Annotated in this window: 17 protein-coding genes and 2 pseudogenes; 7 read left to right on the forward strand and 12 right to left on the reverse strand. The window is 56.5% G+C overall.

Features of this window, described 5'->3' with window-relative positions; translation table 11 throughout:
- Nucleotides 1-215: 215 nt before the first annotated feature.
- Nucleotides 216-731 (reverse strand): annotated as a pseudogene (locus tag VA597_RS01035) (manganese catalase family protein); the annotation flags it as partial.
- 20 nt (nucleotides 732-751) lie between these two features.
- Complete coding sequence (locus VA597_RS01040) at nucleotides 752-2,143, reverse strand: recombinase family protein (RefSeq protein ID WP_164918906.1); 1,392 nt, start codon at nucleotides 2,141-2,143, stop codon at nucleotides 752-754.
- Nucleotides 2,144-2,220: 77 nt separating this feature from the next.
- Between VA597_RS01040 and VA597_RS01045 the strand changes: the two genes are divergently transcribed.
- The gene (locus VA597_RS01045; protein WP_128741205.1) at nucleotides 2,221-2,442 is read left to right on the forward strand and encodes a hypothetical protein; all 222 of its coding nucleotides are present in this window, start codon (nucleotides 2,221-2,223) and stop codon (nucleotides 2,440-2,442) included.
- 27 nt (nucleotides 2,443-2,469) lie between these two features.
- On the opposite strand, the gene VA597_RS01050 is transcribed toward VA597_RS01045, so the two are convergent.
- From VA597_RS01050 to VA597_RS01065, 4 genes and pseudogenes are all read right to left on the reverse strand, one after another.
- Complete coding sequence (locus VA597_RS01050; RefSeq protein WP_128741206.1) at nucleotides 2,470-2,955, reverse strand: amidase domain-containing protein; 486 nt, start codon at nucleotides 2,953-2,955, stop codon at nucleotides 2,470-2,472.
- Between the two features lie 80 nt (nucleotides 2,956-3,035).
- A pseudogene (locus VA597_RS01055) lies at nucleotides 3,036-3,137 on the reverse strand (manganese catalase family protein); the annotation flags it as partial.
- Nucleotides 3,138-3,395 carry a spore coat protein CotJB gene (locus tag VA597_RS01060; RefSeq protein WP_128741208.1) on the reverse strand — a complete coding sequence of 86 codons (258 nt, stop codon included), beginning with the start codon at nucleotides 3,393-3,395 and terminating at the stop codon, nucleotides 3,138-3,140.
- Nucleotides 3,392-4,579, reverse strand: a complete 1,188-nt coding sequence (locus tag VA597_RS01065) for a spore coat associated protein CotJA (protein ID WP_326974941.1) — start codon at nucleotides 4,577-4,579, stop codon at nucleotides 3,392-3,394. The genes VA597_RS01060 and VA597_RS01065 overlap by 4 nt, the downstream gene beginning before the upstream one ends.
- 294 nt (nucleotides 4,580-4,873) lie before the next feature.
- Between VA597_RS01065 and VA597_RS01070 the strand changes: the two genes are divergently transcribed.
- From VA597_RS01070 to VA597_RS01085, 4 genes are all read left to right on the forward strand, one after another.
- Complete coding sequence (locus tag VA597_RS01070) at nucleotides 4,874-5,917, forward strand: lysylphosphatidylglycerol synthase transmembrane domain-containing protein (RefSeq protein ID WP_128741209.1); 1,044 nt, start codon at nucleotides 4,874-4,876, stop codon at nucleotides 5,915-5,917.
- 86 nt (nucleotides 5,918-6,003) lie between these two features.
- A complete protein-coding gene (locus VA597_RS01075) occupies nucleotides 6,004-6,384 on the forward strand; it encodes a GntR family transcriptional regulator (RefSeq protein ID WP_128741210.1) in 381 nt (126 codons plus the stop codon).
- Nucleotides 6,377-7,276: an ABC transporter ATP-binding protein gene (locus VA597_RS01080; RefSeq protein ID WP_128741211.1), complete on the forward strand. Its 900-nt coding sequence runs from the start codon at nucleotides 6,377-6,379 to the stop codon at nucleotides 7,274-7,276. The genes VA597_RS01075 and VA597_RS01080 overlap by 8 nt, the downstream gene beginning before the upstream one ends.
- Nucleotides 7,251-9,110 (forward strand): ABC transporter permease, encoded by a 1,860-nt coding sequence (locus VA597_RS01085; RefSeq protein WP_128741212.1) that lies wholly within the window; start codon nucleotides 7,251-7,253, stop codon nucleotides 9,108-9,110. Before VA597_RS01080 ends, VA597_RS01085 begins: the two co-directional genes overlap by 26 nt.
- A gap of 86 nt (nucleotides 9,111-9,196) precedes the next feature.
- Here the strand turns inward: VA597_RS01085 and VA597_RS01090 are convergent, their stop codons facing one another.
- Complete coding sequence (locus VA597_RS01090; protein WP_243112575.1) at nucleotides 9,197-10,186, reverse strand: YeiH family protein; 990 nt, start codon at nucleotides 10,184-10,186, stop codon at nucleotides 9,197-9,199.
- A 98-nt stretch (nucleotides 10,187-10,284) separates the two neighbouring features.
- Here VA597_RS01090 and VA597_RS01095 point away from each other — a divergent pair, with 98 nt between their 5' ends.
- A complete protein-coding gene (locus tag VA597_RS01095; RefSeq protein ID WP_128741213.1) occupies nucleotides 10,285-11,172 on the forward strand; it encodes a LysR family transcriptional regulator in 888 nt (295 codons plus the stop codon).
- A 46-nt stretch (nucleotides 11,173-11,218) separates the two neighbouring features.
- Here the strand turns inward: VA597_RS01095 and VA597_RS01100 are convergent, their stop codons facing one another.
- From VA597_RS01100 to VA597_RS01115, 4 genes are all read right to left on the reverse strand, one after another.
- On the reverse strand, nucleotides 11,219-12,412 hold the full coding sequence (locus VA597_RS01100) for an FprA family A-type flavoprotein (protein WP_128741214.1): 1,194 nt from the start codon (nucleotides 12,410-12,412) through the stop codon (nucleotides 11,219-11,221).
- Nucleotides 12,413-12,433: 21 nt separating this feature from the next.
- Nucleotides 12,434-12,595 carry a rubredoxin gene (rd, locus tag VA597_RS01105; protein WP_128741215.1) on the reverse strand — a complete coding sequence of 54 codons (162 nt, stop codon included), beginning with the start codon at nucleotides 12,593-12,595 and terminating at the stop codon, nucleotides 12,434-12,436.
- A 59-nt stretch (nucleotides 12,596-12,654) separates the two neighbouring features.
- Complete coding sequence (locus VA597_RS01110; protein ID WP_128741216.1) at nucleotides 12,655-12,900, reverse strand: DUF6514 family protein; 246 nt, start codon at nucleotides 12,898-12,900, stop codon at nucleotides 12,655-12,657.
- 185 nt (nucleotides 12,901-13,085) lie between these two features.
- Nucleotides 13,086-13,583: a phosphatase PAP2 family protein gene (locus VA597_RS01115; protein ID WP_128741217.1), complete on the reverse strand. Its 498-nt coding sequence runs from the start codon at nucleotides 13,581-13,583 to the stop codon at nucleotides 13,086-13,088.
- 95 nt (nucleotides 13,584-13,678) lie between these two features.
- Between VA597_RS01115 and VA597_RS01120 the strand changes: the two genes are divergently transcribed.
- Nucleotides 13,679-16,300: a calcium-translocating P-type ATPase, PMCA-type gene (locus VA597_RS01120; RefSeq protein ID WP_243112576.1), complete on the forward strand. Its 2,622-nt coding sequence runs from the start codon at nucleotides 13,679-13,681 to the stop codon at nucleotides 16,298-16,300.
- Nucleotides 16,301-16,573: 273 nt separating this feature from the next.
- Here the strand turns inward: VA597_RS01120 and VA597_RS01125 are convergent, their stop codons facing one another.
- A complete protein-coding gene (locus VA597_RS01125) occupies nucleotides 16,574-16,726 on the reverse strand; it encodes a FeoB-associated Cys-rich membrane protein (protein ID WP_128741218.1) in 153 nt (50 codons plus the stop codon).
- Nucleotides 16,727-16,820 lie beyond the last annotated feature (94 nt).

The following is a 16,820-nucleotide window of genomic DNA, read 5'->3' on the forward strand; positions in this document are numbered from 1 at the left end:
GCAAGGGCCGTCCCGAATGCTGGCAAGGATTTTTGCCCTGACAGGGACTGCACTTTCCCGTGAACGTCTCGGCACGCTGACCGCGCATTCGGATCGTCCGCAGACGGGCTGAGGACGGAAAGTTTCGCGTGGCTCCCAGTACTTTTTGTGAAAAAAGGCCGGGCGCGAAGAAAAGTCGCGCCGGCCTTTTTCGGCAGCCGCTTTGGACCGAATTCCTATTTGTCGAATTGAGGATTGAACGCGTAGAAATTCTTGGAGTCCAGGCTGTCGGTTACAATTCGCAGACCTTCGCCGAAACGCTGATAGTGAACGACCTCGCGCTCGCGCAGGAAGCGGATCGCGTCGCGCACGTCGGGATCGTCGTTGCAGTAGCGAAGAATATTGTCGTAGGTCAGACGGGCTTTCTGCTCCGCCGCCAGGTCCTCGTTGAGATCGGCGATCGAGTCGCCGGTGGAATCAAAGGTCGCCGCGCTGAATGGCACACCGGAGGCGTCCACCGGATAGATGCCGGTGGTGTGGTCGATGAAATAAGCATCAAACCCCGCTTTTTTGATCTGCTCCGGGGTTTGGTTGCGCGTCAGCTGGTAGACAATGGTTCCGACCATTTCAAGATGCGCCAGCTCTTCGGTGCCGACATCGGTAAGAATCGCTTTCAGTTCCGGGTTCGGCATGGAGTAGCGCTGGCTCAGATACCGCAGGGATGCCCCCATTTCTCCATGCGGCCCGCCGAATGGCTCCGTGTGATGTGTTTTTACCGGTAATAAAGACTGATGCGGTTCCGACCGCGGTCAAATACGATCTTTCGGATCAGGGAGCGCAGCAAGGCGTTTTTCTGTTCCGGCGTGAAATCATTTCCGCGCAGCAGAAGGATCAAATCCCGCCTTTGGCTCCGCTGCTCCGGCGCCGCGTCCGCCGGCCGGTTCAGCCGGGATTCCAGATTTCGGCAGGCGAGTTCGGTCTCCCTGTATTCCTTCGTGTACCCGGCAAGCGGTTCCACGCCGTTCAGATATGCTTCCCGCAGCCTGGAAAGGCGCCCGCGCTCTCTGTCGAGCCGGTGCTTTATCAGCACGCGCTCTTCCCCCTCATCCGAGGAAAAGGCTGAAATCCGCAGCGAGGTCACCTGCAGGTCGTTTGCAAGCATTGCCGTGACCATGGCTTCCAGCTTTCGCATGGAGATGCTGTGTGAGACCCTGCACGACCCGTGGGAATATCCACAGCACTGCATGCTGCCGGAGGAGGACGGAACCAGCAGCGAACCGCAGCTGGAACAGTGCACAAGCCCCCGCAGCATGCACGCGGGGGCGCTCCTGCGAAGGGCCGTCCCGGGCCGGAAGCGGCTCTGGGCCGCGCTCCAGAGTTCCGCCGGCACAATTGCCTCGTGGGAATCCCCTGTAAGAAGGGTTTCGGCTCCGGAGGAGCCGCGTCCCAGCGTCCCCTCCGGGTTCCACCTCAGCGCGCCGCGGTAAACGGGATTTTTCAGGATGTAGCGCACGGCCCTCGCTTCCCAGCGCCCTCCGCGCCGGGTCCGGATGCCCGCTGCGTTGAGTTTTTCCGCAATTTCGAGCGGCGGGGTCCCGCGAAGAAAATCGGCGTAGATCAGCCGGACCGCGGCGGCCTCGTCCGGCACCGTCACAAAGCGTTTCTCCTTCATCCGGTATCCGAACGGCGGGGCGGTGACCGGCTCTCCGCGCGAAATTTTTTCCCTCATGCCGCGGCGGACCTCCTCGGCAAGGTTGACGCTGTAATATTCGTCCATTGCCTCGATCATCGCCTCCACCAGAATGGAGGTCTTGTCGTCGCCGAGCGGTTCGCTGACCGACACGACGTCGATTCCCAGGCGGCGCAGCAGTGTCTTATAGAGGACGCTGTCCGCCCGGCTGCGGGCGAACCGGCTGAATTTCCAGAGCAGAACGCAGTCAAACGGCCGGGGGCGGCGTTTCGCCTCGGCGATCATGCGCTGGAACTCCGTTCGCTTTGCCGCGCCCCGGCCGCTCACGCCGTCCTCTTCCCGGAAAATATACTTCTCCGGAAGCAGATAACCGTTCTTCCGGGCGTAGTCCCGGATGCATTCGAGCTGGCTGTCCGGGCTGTACTCCATCTGATCGCTGGTCGAAACGCGGATATAGGCGGCGGCGGTTTTCATGAAAATCATCCTTCCGGCGGGAAAATCAGGGATAGGACGAACCCTGTGCCCCATACCATGGAAGCGGGGGTGGGCGCATGGGAAAGAAGCCGTTCCGGTTTACGGGCGAGAGCTATTCGGCGGATGGTTCCGGAACATATCATTTGAGGCGGGAAACAATGTTTGAGTCCGCCAGCGATTCGGAAGGAGATGAGTTCCGGGAAGTGTCCTCCCGTGAGGTCATGTCCCGGGAGGAGCAGCTCCGTCAGGACACAGAACGTCTCGGGAGAGCGGAGAGAGAATTTGCCGGGCACCCCTGAACGGGAGAAGCGGCCCGGACGCCAGTCTCATGCCCGGGCACCGGCAATGTGCAGGTAACGGATCCGGGAGAAGAAGTAGCCGTCCAGCGGTTTCAGGTAAACGTCGTAGGTATGTGCGGCGACGTAGATAGCGCCGTTTTCGACCGCGACCACAACGGGCGTATGATAAAAATGGTCGCCGCTGCCCAGCTGCACCAGGTCGCCGGGCTGAATGCCCGAGGCGTCGGTTTCCACGGCAAAGGGGCCGGTTCCGGTGTTGTTCCCGATGAGGAATTGGTACAGGAACCCGACTCCGCTCCAGGAAGCCGTGCGGTCGCCCGGGCTGTTGTAGTACCAGCCCACGTCTTTTGTATAGTTCATAACGCCGCATCCGGCGAAGACGCACTGGGAGGCGAAATTGGTGCAGTCTCCGCCCATCCCGTCGAAGCTGTAAAAGCGCGGGTTCCGGCTCAGGGCCCATTGTTTTGCGTAAGCGGCAACCTTCTCGCGGTCGTAGGAAATTTTTTTCAGCAACTGAATCCCTCCGATTCTTCGGCAACGCTTTTTTCAATCCTATGCCGCATCAAACGGAAAGTTTCCTGTCATACCCGGAGACCATGCGGCCCTCCATATTGCGATATGATCAGTTTTGCAAGCGCCGGGTTCGGAGTTGTAATTTTTACGGGGTACTGCAGTCTTTTCTCATAAATCCACATTTATTTTTCCTCCTCGTTTAGTTCCCAGGGCCACGGTTCCGCAATCCAGGCCCAACGGTTGGTGTTCTGGGTGGTTTCGTTGATCGGCCCGTAGGCCGCCTCGTATTTCGCCACAAGATCATCCGTGATTTTCCGGTATTCCTCCATCTTCGCGGCCGCGGTGCAGTCGCCCGGATGGGTATCGAGGTAGATGTGAAGTTCCCACATCGCAAACTGATTTGCGTTGATTTTGCGCATCAGATCTTGGCGTTCGTTCATTTTTTCATCCCTCCGCCCAAAAATGGTTTATTCAATTCGGGAAAAATTGTTCCGTAATCCAACCCCCGCTCAGCGGGATAGGTCGTATCGAACTGCTGGAATGGAACATATGCCATCGCGTATGGGGTTTCGTCCGGGAAACGCGTCCGGTTCTTCGTGCATCCCTGACCGCTGACAAAATTATTTGCTTTCATGGTCTGTGCCGGGGACACCATGCTGTTCATTTGATTCTGCATGCCGCTGTCCTTGGAGGTGGCCGGGGACACCATGCTGTTCATTTGATTCTGCATGCCGCTGTCCTTGGAGGCGGCCGGGGACACCATGCTGTTCATTTGATTCTGCGTGCCGCTGTCCTTGGAGGTGGCCGGAGACACCATGCTGTTCATTTGATTCTGCGTACCGCTGTCCTTAGAGGTGGCCGGGGATACCATGCTGTTCATTTGATTCTGCATGCCGCTGTCCTTGGAGGTGGCCGGGGACACCATGCTGTTCATTTTGTTCTGCATGCCGCTGTTCGAAGAGGTGGCCGGGGACACCATGCTGTTCATTTTGTTCTGCATACCGCTGTTCGAAGAGGTGGCCGGGGATACCATGCTGTTCATTTGATTCTGCATGCCGCTGTTTGTGGAGGTAGCCGGGGACACCACGCTGTTCATTTTGTTCTGCATGCCGCTGTTCGAAGAGGTGGCCGGGGATACCATGCTGTTCATTTGATTCTGCATGCCGCTGTTTGTGGAGGTGGCCGGGGACACCATGCTGTTCATTTTGTTCTGCATGCCGCTGTTTGTGGAGGTGGCCGGGGACACCATGCTGTTCATTTGATTCTGCATGCCGCTGTTTGTGGAGGTGGCCGGGGACACCATGCTGTTCATTTGATTCTGCATGCCGCTGTTCGAAGAGGTGGCCGTGGACACCATGCTGTTCATTTTGTCCTGCATGCCGCTGTTTGTGGAGGTGGCCGGGGACACCGCCCTGTCCGATTTGGGGTTCCACCCGCTTGAGTATTCGGAGACAACTCCGCTGTTGCTGCCGGTAACTGCCGGGGACACGGCTCCGCCCGATTTGGGATTCCGGCCGCTCGAGTATTCGGAAACCACCCCGCCGTTGCTGCCATACGTTTTTACGGTGTTGGCTTTCCCCGCCGCTTCCGGTGCGTTCTGGGCACTGTTATTATATTCTGACATCACATTATTTGAAGCTTTTCCATGGTCTAGCATAATGTTTCTCCTTTCGCGAAACTGGATGTTTCTTATCACATATTATGCAAAAGACAAAAGACGGTGAAGCGTAGAGAAATAAAACTGTCACAGGCTGGCGTTTTTTGCCAAATTTGAAAAATACAGTTAAAATCGGCCTTAAAAAATAAATTCCGAGACCGCAGGTAAGGAAAGGATTTCGATTCGACTTGTATAATCGGGCAGGATGTTATAAAATATATAAGTTATAGTCGGAAAAACGATGGATTATGGAGTTAAAGTATGGCGGAAAAAAAGAAAAAGTTCGGAAAGAATCTTTTTGTGGCAATCACCCTGATCCTTTCCATCAGCATCCTGCTGTATTTTCTGTTTACCATGGGCGGGGGGATCGAGACACTGGCTCGCATCTCGAAAACGCTTCGCCGTTCCTGGCTGCTCGCCGCAGTGCTGGCCGCGGTTTCCTGCTGGCTGCTGGAAGGCTATGAAATCAATTTGCTCTGCCGGCACCTGAAAAGCGGGTGGAGGTTTTCTGATTCCTTTTCGACGGGTATGATCGGTTTCCTTTACAGCGCGGTGACCCCGTTTGCCACCGGGGGCCAGCCAATGCAGATGTACACGCTCAGCAATATGGGGATGGACACCGGCATGGCCGGTTCCGTCGTCGCGGTGAAAACCCTGATTTATCAGGTCGTAATGGTTCTGTACGCGCTTTTGATGGTTGCGCTGAAGCTCCACTATTTTCAAACCAGCGTGACCAACTTTGCGTTTCTGACCGTGATCGGCCTTTTTACCAACTGCATTTTCATCGCGGTGGTGGTTCTGTTCATCGTCAGCGAAAAAACGACGGACCGGATCCTCCGTTCCTCGCTTTCCCTGCTGCACCGGATGAAGCTGTGCCGCCACCCGGAGGAGCGCTATCGGAAAATTCACAGCCAGCTTCAGGTGTTTCACGACGCTTCCAAGCTGATGGGGAATTCCGCGCCGCTTTACCTGAGCGTCATGGTTTCCACGGTGCTGCAGATCACGCTGAACAGCCTGATTCCGTTTTTTATTTACCGCAGCTTTAACATGCATGGGGCTTCTGTCACCACCATGGTCGCCGCTCAGGTTTTCGTGGCGATGGTTTCCGCGTTTGTGCCGCTTCCGGGCGGCTCCGGCGGAGCGGAAAGCAGCTTTTATCTGTTCTTCAGCCTTTATTTCGGGGCGACGGCGATTTTCCCCGCCATTCTGCTCTGGCGCATCATCACCTACTACGCGAATATTGTATTCGGGGGAGTTTTTGCTTACCTTGGGAGCAGAATGCAAAGGATGAAGCGTTTTCAATAAATTAACCGTTGACAAAGAGGAAAAGGGATGTTATACTGTGACTGTACTAACATTAATAATACAGTAGGTACAGCGAGGTGATCAGGATGTTCGTGCTGGATTATAAAAGCAGGCTGCCAATCTATGAGCAGCTCTACAGGTCCATTACGCGGATGGCCGCTCTCGGCGCGATGGAGCAGGGGGAAGCCCTGCCGAGCGTCCGGGCGCTTGCTCAGGAGCTCGGCGTAAATCCCAACACGGTACAGAAAGCGTATCAGATGCTGGAGCGGGACGGAATCATTTTTTCGGTGCAGGGCAAGGGGTCGTTTCTGGCAGGAGACGAGTCCGCCGTCAGGCTCAGAAAGGAACTGGCGTTGGGAAAAGTGCGCGACGCGGCGGCGGAAGCGGCCGCCTGCGGAGTGGCAAAAGAAGAAATTCTGGCGCAGATATCCGGCGCTTATGAGGGAAGGGAGGATCGCCATGATTGAGGTCGACAATCTGACAAAGGAATTCGGCGACAAAACCGCGCTGGATGGAGTGACGTTCACCATCGGCGGCGGCTCCGTTTTTGGGCTGGTCGGTTCCAACGGCGCGGGGAAATCCACGTTTCTGCGCACCTGCGCGGGCATTTATTTCCCGGACGGGGGGAAAATCCTGGTGGACGGCGGGGAACCGTTTGAACATTCGGAGGTCAAGTCCAAGATCTGTTTTATCCCGGATTACCCCTATTTTCTGCCGCAGGCCACGCTGACCGATATGGCAAAATTTTACGCGGGAATCTATCCGAAATGGGACGGGAAACGCTTTGAGGATCTCTGCAAGCTGTTCCCAGTCGGCAAAAAAGAGCGTATTTCCAACTTTTCCAAGGGAATGCAGCGCCAGGCCGCGCTGATCTGCGCGTTTTCGGCGCACCCGGAGTATCTTCTGATGGATGAAATTTTCGACGGCCTGGACCCGGTGATGCGGCAGCTGCTGAAAAAGCTGATTTCCGAGGAGGTTTCCGGGCACGGGATGACCGTGATCATCGCGTCGCACAATCTGCGCGAACTGGAAGACCTGTGCGACCATGTGGGACTGTTTCACAAGGGCGGAATCCTGTTCGAGAAGGACATCGACGCGCTGCGGCTCGGCGTGAGCAAGGTCCAGGCGGCGTTCCGCCCGATGCCGGACAAAAGCGCGTTTGAGCCGCTTGAGATCCTTCAGTGGGGAACGCACGGCTCGCTTTTGAATCTTGTGGTGCGCGGCGGACAGGAAGAAACGATGAAAAAACTGGAATCTTTGCATCCTCTTTTCGCGGAAGCGCTCCCGCTGACGCTGGAGGAGGTCTTTATCAGTGAAATGGAGGTGGCCGGCTATGACATCAACAACATCCTCTCCTGACGCATTCGCTCAGTTTCGCCAGACCTATTTCTGGTCGCTGAGAAAGAACTTCGGCATGGCGGCCCTTCTCGCGCTGCTTCTGTTTCTGGCAAATCCGCTGATTCTGCTGGTCACCCTGCCGGGCGAAGCGGATTCCCTGGCGCGGCAGGCCGGGTTGTCGCAGGCGGAGAGACTGGAAGACCTTTCGCGGAGCTATACCAGCGTGGCCAGCAGCGTGGCTCCGGTTCTCGCGGCGGCGATCGTCCTGCTGTTCTGCGCCATCCTCTGTATCAGCCTGTTCGGCTACATGCAGAAAAAGCGCAGCGTGGACCTTTTCCACGCGCTGCCGGTCAGCCGGGAATCCCTGCTGCTCGGCCGTTGGTGCGCGGGCCTGACCATTCTGTCTGTGCCTGTGATTCTCGATTTTCTTTCCCTGTGGATCATCGGCGCGGCCTACGGCGTTTCGGTGATGCCGGGGTATCAGACGCCGCTTGCGCTGATGCTGTGGGTTTTGCTGATGGGAGCGGCGGCGTTCACCTTCTGCATGTTCATGATGATCTGCACCGGCACGACGCTGGACGCGGTGCTTTCGGCCCTCGGCATTAACGCCGGTTATCCGCTTCTGATCTTCTGTGTCTACAAAATTGCCGGGATGCTGCTGCCCGGCTTTCCCGGAGACGCTTTTCAGCATCTGGCCGTCCTGACCGCCTTCGCACCGTTCGCCGCGGCGTTTGCCGCCGTGATGAAGCTTCAGTCCCTCTGGTTCCTGGTCTGGTGGCTCGCCATGACGGGGCTGCTGCTGAGCGGTTCCGTCCTGCTGTATCACAGGAGAAGAAGTGAGTCGGCGGAGGACAACTTCGCGTTCCCGCTGCCGAAACTTTTGGTCCGATTCCTGGTGACGGCGGTCGGAGGACTCGGGTTCGGCCTGTTCCTTTGCGGCACTGCGAACGCGAATACAAACTTTTTCATCGGCGTGATCTTCGGCTCTCTCGCGGCGCATGTGATCGTCGAGGCGCTTTATTCCCGCGGGTTCCACAGAATGAAAGGGAGCTTTGCGTGGTACGGCGTTTTTGCCGTTGCGTTTGTCGCTTTCTACGGGGTGCTGTGCACCGGGCTGTTCGGTTACGACACGCGGGTACCCGATGCTTCCCAGGTGGAAAGCATCGGAATCAATTCGGACAGCTACTGGACCGGGTCCGGCAGCCAGCTGGTTTACAATGAAAACTTCCGCAACCGGATCTATACATTGTCTCCAGCCATCCGTCAGGAGGAAAACATCAAGACGGTGGTCGGGATTCATCAGGATCTGATCCGGCAGTACCGCTCCGGGTCTGTCTATACCCTGAAGAAAAACATGGGCAACAGCCTGACGCTCTCCTATCGGATGAAAGACGGGAGCGTCTTCACAAGAAGCTACCGGAGCTATTCCGATCAGATGAATCTGGAGAAAATACTGGCTCCCGCCTATAGCAAGCTGAACGGCATGCGGGAATTTGTGGAGACCAGCGACCTGATCTTCTATCTGTCACCGGAAAACATTAAAAATGTCGAAGTTTATACCGGCAAGGTGGAAAGCAAAACTTTTGTGCCCGATGTGGAAAAAGCGAAGCAGTTTCAGGAAGCAATCCTTCAGGATTTTCTTGACGGAAAGATTAACCGCAGCTATGAATCGCCACAGCCGTCGGAATACCTCAATATCGGCGTGGATTACCGAGAAAATTTTGAACCGGGCGAAAAGCTGAAGGCGCTGCTCGGCGGATACGAGGGAAAAGTCAACCTTAACGGCGGGAACTATGTCTTTTCAGATGAAAGCTCGGCCACTTGGAAGCTCCTGAAGCAGTGGGGCTGGGCCTGAAAATTTTAAGAGTACAACGATATGCATCATAAAACTAACCGAAAGGACCGCGGGCATTTGCCCGCGGTCCTTTCGGTTTAAAAATTTTATAAATGAAATGCGTATTGAACCCCAAGCGAGGTCAGGGACAGGACAGCCCAGCAGGCCGCTCCGAGCAGGATCGGCTTTACGCCGCTGCGGATCAGCTTGATCAGATTGGTGTTCAGCCCAATAGCCGCCATCGCCATGACGATCATGAACTTCCCCGCCTTGGAAAGGAATCCGCAGAGAATCGCGGGAAGGGGCAGAAAGGTGTAAGCGACGGAAGCGGCGGCAAAGCCAAGCACGAACCAGGGGAAAATTTTTTTAAGATCGTAGCTGCCTTTGCCGGAGGCCGCACTTTTGCGGGAGGTGTAAAAGGCAAGCGCCAGCGTGACCGGAACGATCATCAGCGTGCGGGTCAGTTTGACGATGACCGCCAGATTGCCGGCTGCGTTGCTGAAGGAGTAGCCCGCCGCGACGACGGACGAGGTATCGTTGACCGCGGTTCCCGCCCACAGGCCGAAGCTGTGGTCGCTCATGCCCATCAGATGCCCGAGAAACGGGAACAGGAAAGCGGCGATTACATTGAACAAAAAAATGGTGGAAATGGAGTGAGCTACATCTTCGTCTTCGGCGCCGATCACGGGCGCGGTGGCTGCAATGGCGGAGCCGCCGCAAATCGCCGTGCCGACTCCGATCAGCGTCTTCGTATTGCCGTCCAGCTTCAGCGCTTTGCCGCAGAAAAAAGCGGTGGAAAAGGCGGCGGTCAGCGTAAACGCCATCAGGATCAAAGTCTGGCCGCCGACCTGGAACACGTGAAACAGGTTCATTTCAAAGCCGAGAAGTATGATCGAGTACTGGAGCAGTTTTTTGGATGTGTAGCGGACTCCCTCATCAAACAGGACGGGCCTTTTCCAGAAGGCCAGCAGAAGGCCGAACAGAATTCCGAACACAGGGCTTCCGACGACGGGAAATGCCGTCCCAAGCAGCCAGGCGGGAATCGCTATGACGACCGTCAGAACGATGCCGGGAATGGCAGCGGCTAATTTTTTCAAACAGTCCTCTCCTTTCTTTTCTTTCATCATACCCCTTGATTTATGATAAGTAAAATATTAATATCTGATTATATCAATAAGTGAAAGGTTGTGGAAGTTTGACACTTCGTCATTTTAAAATTTTTATTGCCGTCTGTGACAGAATGAATATGACTTCCGCCGCAAAAGCCCTGTTCGTGTCGCAGTCCGCCGTCAGCCAGGCAATTTCGGAGTTGGAAAAATTCTATGGGGTCCGCCTGTTTGACAGGCTGTCGAAAAAACTGTATCTGACCCCGGAGGGAGAAATGCTGCTCGGTTATGCTCGCCAGATGCTGCGCATGAACGAAGAAATTGAAACGAGCATGAGGACCATGGCCGGCAGCGGAATCGTGCGCGTCGGCGTGAGCGTCACGGTGGGGTCGACCATTCTGCCGGAGCTTGTGCGTCGGTATCAGGAGGCCAATCCCGCGGTGGAGGTAGAAGTGTATGAGGATAACACGGACCGGATAGAAAAAAGGATCTTGCGCGATACCACAGATATCGGCCTTGTCGAAGGCGAGATCAGGTCGCCGGACCTTTGCAGCCGCCCGTTTCTGGAGGACGAGCTGGTCCTGATCTGCGGGGCGCGGCACCGCTTCGCGCGGCTTTCCTCGGTCGGGCCGGAGGAACTGGAGCGGGAACCGTTTATCATCCGGGAGGAAGGCAGCGGGACGAGAAAAACGTTTGAGGACGGCATGAAGGCGGGAGGATTTTCTTTCCGGACGGCATGGACCTGCAACAATACGGACACCATCAAGGCGGCGGTCGCCGCGGGACTGGGAGTCTCCGTTATTTCACGCCGCACGGTTGAGGAAGAGGTGAAAACCGGTGTTCTCTGCGCGAGGAGGGTCGATGGAATCCGGTTTACCAGGCAGTTCAAAGTCGTTGTGCATAAAAATAAATTTCTGACTGAACCGATGGGGAAGATGATCAGCCATTGCCTGTCCACGGAAAAATGGCAGAAATAAAAAACGCCCGGTAAGCACGCAGCATACCGGGCATCAGCATTTGATTTCAGGGTTTGATCTGAGCCGCAACCTGTTCGGCGTACTCCCGCGCGGAGGAAAGGTCCTCCGGCGTCGGCATGAAGTTTACCCTCAATCCGTCGCCGACAAATTTGAATTTCAGATGTTCCAGCCGGCTTTTCATCATCGGAACGGCCTCGCCGCTCCAGCCGTAGGATCCGAATGCGCCCGCCGGTTTCCCGCGGGTATTGATCGGATCGATGCTCGCCAGCACATCCCATACGATTTTCGGGGCGTCCCGGTTAATGGTGCAGGAACCCACCAAAAGGGCGTCCGCCCGGTTGACAAGCTCCGCGGATTTTTCAAACGGCTCAAAAACAATGTCGACCAGCCGCACGTCGAGCGATTCATTTTTGCGCAGCTCTTCTGCGGCCGCACAGGCGAGCCTGCCCGTGTAGCCATAGGCGGACGCATATAAAATCCCGACAATTTTTTTCTCCCGGGGCGCGGGCGTGCTCCACCTGCGGTAAAGCTCTTTGCATTTCCGGATGTTGTCCGTCAGGCACGGCCCATGGCTGGTGCAGACCAGCTCGACGGGGAGCCCCTCGATTTTGTCGAGCCCCGCGAGGACGTTCTGCCCGAACGGTGCCATAATGCATTTGTAATAATTTTCAAATTCATCCCAGTATTGCTGCGGATAATGGACCGACGAGTCCTTCAGGGTCGGCTCACAGTAATGGCATCCCAGAAAATCGCAGGTGAACAGCACTTTCTCGGACGGCATCCAGGTGAACATGGTATCCGGCCAGTGCAGCAGCGGAGCGACGATGAATTCCAGTTCCCGTCCGCCAAGGTCCAGTTTGTCCCCCTGCTTGACAACTACGCTTTGAAATTCCCGGTTCATGATCGCGGTGAGGTTTTTCTTCGCAGAAAAAGTGGAATAGACGACGATGTTGGGATTCAGGTCCAGAAGTCTAGCGATGGAGCCGGAATGATCTGGCTCCGTGTGATTTACAATCAGGTAATCGATTTTTGAAATTTCCACTATGCTCTGAATGTTTTCAAGGTATTCATCGAAGAAAGATTCGAGAACCGTATCGACCAGAATGTTCTTTTCGCCGGTAATCAGGTAGGCGTTGTAGCTTGTTCCGTATTCGGCATGCATAATAATGTCGAAAACACGCATGCCCGGATTTAAAACGCCCACGGAATAGACGCTTTCCGTTAATTTCTTGACGCTCATAACAGCAGCAGACTTCTTTCCTCAGTCTTCAGGTTCAAACATGTCTTTTCCCGCTCCGCATTCCGGGCATGTCCAATCGTCCGGCAGGTTTTCAAACGCGGTTCCGGGTTTTACGCCATGCTCTGGGTCGCCATTCGCCGGGTCATATACATAACCGCACGCGGTGCAAACATATTTTTTCATTTTGCCACTCCTTACGTCAGTATCTTTTTTAAACATTATAAATGAGTGAATCTGTTTTGTCAATCGGAGCAGCTGCCATACGCCAGGTCCTCAAGAATTTCGCAAAGATTTTCAGGAAAAACTTTACAGCGACGGAGCTGGCTTGCGAGGTCCAGAACCTTGAAGAGATTTCTTGAGACGAAAAGCCCTACAAAGTCGTCTTCCGAACGGATGATTTTAATTCCATATCCTTTCCTGCGATCCCCATATACATAATACTTCAGGCAGATACCCGGGATATCTGCGCACCCCACAAATCTGAACATGCACCACCATCCTCTCTGTGAATATTGATCACCTTTTACCTGATTATGGTAATATGATAATTCACATAAAGGAGATTATCAAGCGAAAAAGCTCTAATTTTGGTGCCAAAATAAGAAATACGCAAGATATATCGTTTTTTTACAAAAGTAAAATGGATATTGTGTACAGGAATTAAAGTTAAATTTTACAATTTGTATAAATAAATGACAATAAATGCGCATAATACGCCAAGTAATGAACCGAGAATCGTGTCGGAAGGATAATGCACAAAGAGAAAGACCCTGGAAAAAGCAATTAACAGCGCAAGAATCAAAGCGGCCGTGCCGAACCGGCTGCTGAAAAGCCAGATGACGGTCGCGGCTGCGAAAGAAGAAGCCGAATGCCCGGACGGGCACGAATAGCCGCCCGGGGTGTGAATCAGCAGGCGCGCGCCTGGGCTTCGCACAAACGGCCTGGGCCTGCCGATGATCGGCTTTAAAATCTGACTGATGATATGCGCCAGCACCATGGAAAAAAACAGCATGAACGCAAAGCTGCGGGTATGCCTGTTGTACCCCAGAAGAATCGCGGCGGCCAACCAGACTGCGCCGGCATTGCCGATCCTGGAGAGCAGCGGAAAAATAAGATCGGTGATTCGGTTATGGCAGTGAGTTTGAACATATCTGATGATTCTGACATCCATTCCTGTTCCTCCGGTCAGAGTTGTTCAGTGATTATTATACCATATTTTCCGCGGCTTGCGAATATACTTATATAAAAAACAGGAGATGATACGGATTGGAATGGCAGAGCCTGACAAAAGAAGACTGTGCGGAAAAACTGAAAACCAGCCTGCGGAAAGGTCTCACGCCGCCGCAGGCGGCCGAGCGGCTGCGCGAGTATGGAAACAACGAGCTGACCCGGCCGAAAAGGAAAAGCCTGTTCCTCCGCTTTGTGGCTCAGCTTTCCGATTTTATGGTGATCATCCTGCTCATTGCGGCGGGCGTTTCGTTTGTGACCTCCTGGCTCCAGCGGGACAGCGACTATATCGACGCGATTATCATCCTGATTATTGTCGCGGTCGACGCGGTGACGGGGCTGATCCAGGAAAGCCGGGCGGAACGGGCGATCGAGGCGCTCCAAAGGCTTTCCAGCCCGAAGGCCCGCGTCATCCGGTCGGGAAAGGAATTCGAAATCCCGGCGGAGGAGCTGGTCCCCGGCGACCTTGTCGCGGTGGAAACGGGCGACCTGGTGCCCGCGGATCTCCGCCTGACCGAATCGGTGGACCTGAAGGCGGAGGAAAGCGCGCTGACCGGGGAGAGCCTCCCCGGGGAAAAGGACGCCGATTCCGTATATCCGGCCGGAACGCCGCTGGGCGACCGGCATAATTTTTTGTATTCCACCAGTTCCGTCACCGCCGGCCGCGGGCGCGGGATCGTCGTGGAGACCGGCATGAGCACGCAGGTCGGCAGGATCGCGCACATGATCGGCCGGGAGGCCGCGCCGCAGACTCCGCTCCAGAAAAAGCTGGCGCAGACGGGCCGCATGCTGGGCGCGGGCGCGCTCGTCATCTGCCTTGTGATCTTTATCATGGGGCTGATCCAGAAAATAGACCCGCTGGAGATGTTCCTGATCGCCATCAGCCTTGCCGTCGCCGCAATCCCGGAGGGGCTGCCCGCGGTCGTCACCGTCACGCTTGCCGTCGGAGTCCGGCGCATGGCGGCGAAACGGGCGATCGTCCGGCGAATGCCGGCGGTGGAGACGCTCGGCAGCGCAAGCGTGATCTGCTCCGACAAAACGGGCACGCTGACGCAGAACCGCATGACGGTCGTGGAGCTGCAGAGTGCAGCGGGCAGGCTCGCGGCGGATTCGGCGGAAGGCCGGCTGCTGCTGGAAACAGCTTCACTTTGCACGAACTGCGTCAGTTCCGGCGGCAAGCTCCGGGGGGATCCCACCGAGACCGCCCTAGTCCGCGCGGCGTCCGCCGATCCCGGCAGGCTGGAGCAGCGGTTTCCCCGCGTCAGGGAGTTCCCGTTTTCCAGCGAGCGCAAGCGGATGACCACCGTGCACCGTCTGCCGGGCGGGCGCTGCCGGATCGTCACTAAGGGCGCGCCGGACGTCCTGCTGCGGTACTGCTCGTCCGGAACCGAGGGGATGGAGCGCAGAAACGAGGAGATGGCGTCGCGGGCGCTGCGGGTGCTCGGCGTTGCCTGCCGTGACGCGGACCGCCCCCCGCAGAGTGCCGAGGAGGCCGAACAGGGCCTTGTTTTTCTGGGGCTGGTCGGAATGATCGACCCGCCCCGCCCGGAGGCGGAGCGGGCCGTCAGGATGTGCAAACAGGCCGGGATCCGCCCGGTCATGATCACCGGAGACCATGCGGCGACGGCTGCGGCGATCGCCGTCCGCCTCGGGATCGCGGAGAGCGCCGGAAATGTTGTGACCGGTCCGGAGCTGGACCGCATGTCCGACGCGGAACTGAGTGGAAAGGTCAGCCGTCTCTCCGTGTTTGCCCGTGTTTCTCCGGAGCATAAAGTGCGCATTGTCCGGGCGTTCCAGTCCCGCGGCGAGGTTGTGGCGATGACCGGCGACGGCGTCAACGACGCCCCGGCCCTGCGGGCGGCGGACATCGGCTGCGCGATGGGGATTTCCGGGACGGACGTGGCCAAGGCCGCTTCCGACATGATCCTGACCGACGACAACTTTGCCACGATCGTCGCGGCCGTCCGGGAGGGGCGCGGGATTTATCAGAATATCCGCAAAACCGTGCATTTTCTGATCAGCTGCAATATCGGGGAGCTTCTGACGGTGTTCGTCGGATTTTTGCTGAGGCTGCCCAGCCCTCTTCTCGCGATCCAGCTTCTCTGGGTGAACCTGGTCACCGATTCCCTGCCGGCACTCGCGCTCGGCGTGGAACCGATCGGCGGCGACGTGATGAACCAAAAACCCGTGCGCCGCGGCGAAAGCGTTTTTTCCGGGGGAATGGGTTACAATATTCTGGTGGAGGGCTGCTTGATCGGCTCGCTTTCCCTGCTGGCGTACAGCATCGGGCGCGCGTTTTTCGACGTGGACCCGGCGTCCCCGTTTATCGGGCGGACCATGGCGTTTGCCGTTCTGAGCCTTTCACAGGTGGTACATACGTTCAATATGCGCTCCGACAGCTCCGTGTTCCGCGCCGGTCTGTTTGCCAACCCAAAGCTGGTTCTGGCGGCCGTCGCCTGCGTCTTTCTTCAGGCGGCTGTCATCGCGGTGCCGCCGCTCGCGGCGGTTTTTAAAACGGCGGTGCTGACGGGCCGGCAGTGGGCGGTTGTGGCGGCGCTGTCGCTTGCGCCGCTCTTTGTGGTGGAGGCGGAAAAAGCCGCCCGGCAGCGTGCCGCTGCACCCGCGCCCCGCCGTTTTACCCGGAGAGAACCGAAAGTTTAGGCTGGCGGGAGAGTTGACAAATGCTCCCGAAACGGCAAAGTTGGGAACAGTCTGGAGAATTGTCCGGTGCTGCGGATTTTCCCTCTCAGAGAAAGCGCGGTCTCACTGGGCGGTTCGGAGAATTTGTTCGGCACTGCGGGTCCGCCCTCTCAGGAAAGCATGCCTCATTGGGCGGGACGGGGGATAAAAGCTCCCCTTACAGGACCCAAAAACGAACGGACCCCGCTGAAAGGGACATTGTCCCTTTCAGCGGGGTCCGCAACCATGAATGCCTCAGCGCTTGCGGTTGATATCCGCGGGTTCTTCAAATCCTCCGCAGCTGCCGCAGTCACCGCCGCAGCCGCCGTGACTCAGGGAATCCACCGAATGGAATCCCAGGAACGCGAGCGCGGCAACGATCAGACTGATCAGAATCCAGGCCGCCATTCGATCACCTCCCACGACAGAATCTGTATGATGAATTTTTCAGGGCGTTCCACGCGGGAACGCCCGCTGGTTAGCTTGAACTTACTGTCTGGAT

Origin of the sequence: Caproicibacter sp. BJN0012, assembly GCF_035986805.1 — a bacterium.
Lineage (GTDB): Bacteria > Bacillota > Clostridia > Oscillospirales > Acutalibacteraceae > Caproicibacter.

Excerpts from the sequence above, each read along its gene's own strand:
- VA597_RS01040 (WP_164918906.1), bottom strand. The coding sequence starts at position 2,143 with ATGAAAACCGCCGCCGCCTATATCCGCGTTTCGACCAGCGATCAGATG.
- VA597_RS01045 (WP_128741205.1), top strand. The coding sequence starts at position 2,221 with ATGGGAAAGAAGCCGTTCCGGTTTACGGGCGAGAGCTATTCGGCGGAT.
- VA597_RS01060 (WP_128741208.1), bottom strand. The coding sequence starts at position 3,395 with ATGAACGAACGCCAAGATCTGATGCGCAAAATCAACGCAAATCAGTTT.
- VA597_RS01065 (WP_326974941.1), bottom strand. The coding sequence starts at position 4,579 with ATGTCAGAATATAATAACAGTGCCCAGAACGCACCGGAAGCGGCGGGG.
- VA597_RS01070 (WP_128741209.1), top strand. The coding sequence starts at position 4,874 with ATGGCGGAAAAAAAGAAAAAGTTCGGAAAGAATCTTTTTGTGGCAATC.
- VA597_RS01075 (WP_128741210.1), top strand. The coding sequence starts at position 6,004 with ATGTTCGTGCTGGATTATAAAAGCAGGCTGCCAATCTATGAGCAGCTC.
- VA597_RS01080 (WP_128741211.1), top strand. The coding sequence starts at position 6,377 with ATGATTGAGGTCGACAATCTGACAAAGGAATTCGGCGACAAAACCGCG.
- VA597_RS01085 (WP_128741212.1), top strand. The coding sequence starts at position 7,251 with ATGACATCAACAACATCCTCTCCTGACGCATTCGCTCAGTTTCGCCAG.
- VA597_RS01100 (WP_128741214.1), bottom strand. The coding sequence starts at position 12,412 with ATGAGCGTCAAGAAATTAACGGAAAGCGTCTATTCCGTGGGCGTTTTA.
- rd (WP_128741215.1), bottom strand. The coding sequence starts at position 12,595 with ATGAAAAAATATGTTTGCACCGCGTGCGGTTATGTATATGACCCGGCG.
- VA597_RS01110 (WP_128741216.1), bottom strand. The coding sequence starts at position 12,900 with ATGTTCAGATTTGTGGGGTGCGCAGATATCCCGGGTATCTGCCTGAAG.
- VA597_RS01115 (WP_128741217.1), bottom strand. The coding sequence starts at position 13,583 with ATGGATGTCAGAATCATCAGATATGTTCAAACTCACTGCCATAACCGA.
- VA597_RS01125 (WP_128741218.1), bottom strand. The coding sequence starts at position 16,726 with ATGGCGGCCTGGATTCTGATCAGTCTGATCGTTGCCGCGCTCGCGTTC.